We start from the raw sequence: 1,685 nt of genomic DNA on the forward strand, positions 1-1,685 counted from the left end.
CAGATCCGCGATCCTGCTCAGGACCGCGGGACGGGCCGCATGAGAACGCTCATAGGAGCAAACAGTGGCAAGATCACTCTGCGACAGCTGCGGGAGCCGGTCGAGGATCATCCTGGTGCTGAGCCTGCGGTAGTCGGCGATCGGCAGCTCGTCCTCCGCAAGGAGAGCTCCCTCCGGCACGCCCTGGATCCGGTCCACGCCGGGCATCCGCTCGGCCGTCTCCCGCAGCCAGCTGCCCCAGTCGCGGACGGCCTGGCTGGCGCCGGCGCCGGCACCCTCGGTGGCCGCCGTCGCTGCCTCGGCGGCCGCCACCGCCGCCTGTGCCTGCCGGTCGAGACGGCCGGCAAGTTCGTCCAGCGTCTCCTCGCCGTCGCGGCGGATGGAGCTGAGCAGGTCCTCCGTGACGGTGTCCTGGGCCTCTTGAGCGATACGCTCGGCGGCCCGGCAGATGGCCACGGCGAAGGCGGTGGCCGCGTACTCCTCCTCGACGTTCTTCAGTAGCTGCTCCTCCGTCGCCTTCGCCGGCTGGCTCCGCAACAGGGCGCTCGGTGCGACCATGGCCGCATCCAGGGGCAGCCGGGCCACGTGCCGGGTGAGGTCCCAGGCGTTGTTGAGAACGTTCTGCACGAGCCCGCGGGGCTTCAACGTATCCAGGCGTTCGTCGATGGCATACACGTGCCCTCGGGCATCGCCGACACGGCGCTCCAGGATCTCCCGGTACTCCCCGGCAGGCGTAACGGCGAGGTGTGCTTTGAAGCGGTCGGCAAGTGCTGCTTCGGCCTCACGGACCTCGCGCAGCGCAGGAACGAGCATGTCTGTGGCTATGGCCATCACGTTTCCTTCGACTAGGGCGATGCTCGCATGACTCGGGCCGGTGACCGGCCCCGCCCCCTTATCTCCACCGTGCCCTGCAACGGCCACTCCCGCATCTCCCGCCGACGCACCCGCGGGAGGTGGCCAACTGGCCGACCTCTGGCTCTCGTCTCCGGAATCTGCGCAGGCACCACCACGTGAACTCAGGCTCGCTGGGCACCGACGGACGAAGCGCCCCGGGCACGGGCGACGACGGGGACAGCGGCGCGCGGAGCCGCGGGGTGCCCGGGCTGCGTTGCTTCATCGGCGTCGGCTGGCTCGCACTATCTGGCCCAGGGCGCGGCGTATCGGTGCGGGCAGCTGGTGGCCCCCAGTCGTGGCCACCAGCTGCTGGGCGACGGTGTGCAGTTTGACGTTGCTGTGCTGGGAGACGGCCATCAGCACCTCCCAGGCGTCGACAGACGTACAGCGGCCGATCGCCATGATCATGCCGCGGGCCTGGTCGACCAATGACCGGGATGCGAGAGCGTGACGCAGCTGCGCGTTCTCCTCGCGCAGCCGCGCCAGCTCCGCAGCGATCTCGCCCAGCTCGGGCTGGTCCGCAGCGAGGTCGGGGCGCTGGGGCGTCACGGTTGCTCCCACTAGGGCGCGTATTGAATCGTGATCAAGTGGTGGTCTGAGCGAGGTCTTTGATCCAGATCATCGAGGCGCGCAGGTGGAGGCCGGCGAGGTAGCTTTCCGGGGTTTTGTCGTAGCGGGTGGCGATGCCTCGCCAGGCCTTCAGCTTGTTGATCAGGCGCTCGACGGTGTTCCTCTCCTTGTAGAGATCGGCGTCGTGGCTGACGGGCCGGCCACCCCTGGAGCCCTTCTTC

The 1,685-nt window shown here is 69.1% G+C and carries 2 protein-coding genes and 1 pseudogene; all 3 read right to left on the reverse strand.

The features are described from left to right. Window positions 1-831: ferritin family protein (locus IEZ19_RS49695; protein WP_189317942.1), on the reverse strand; the 831-nt coding region annotated here is incomplete at its 3' end. A 282-nt stretch (window positions 832-1,113) separates the two neighbouring features. Continuing rightward, window positions 1,114-1,443, reverse strand: a complete 330-nt coding sequence (locus IEZ19_RS49700) for an ANTAR domain-containing protein (RefSeq protein WP_229841743.1) — start codon at window positions 1,441-1,443, stop codon at window positions 1,114-1,116. A gap of 34 nt (window positions 1,444-1,477) precedes the next feature. Further along, window positions 1,478-1,685, reverse strand: a pseudogene (locus IEZ19_RS49705) (IS5/IS1182 family transposase); the annotation flags it as partial.

Source organism: Streptomyces brasiliensis (assembly GCF_014647875.1).
In the GTDB taxonomy this organism is placed as follows: domain Bacteria; phylum Actinomycetota; class Actinomycetes; order Streptomycetales; family Streptomycetaceae; genus Streptomyces; species Streptomyces brasiliensis.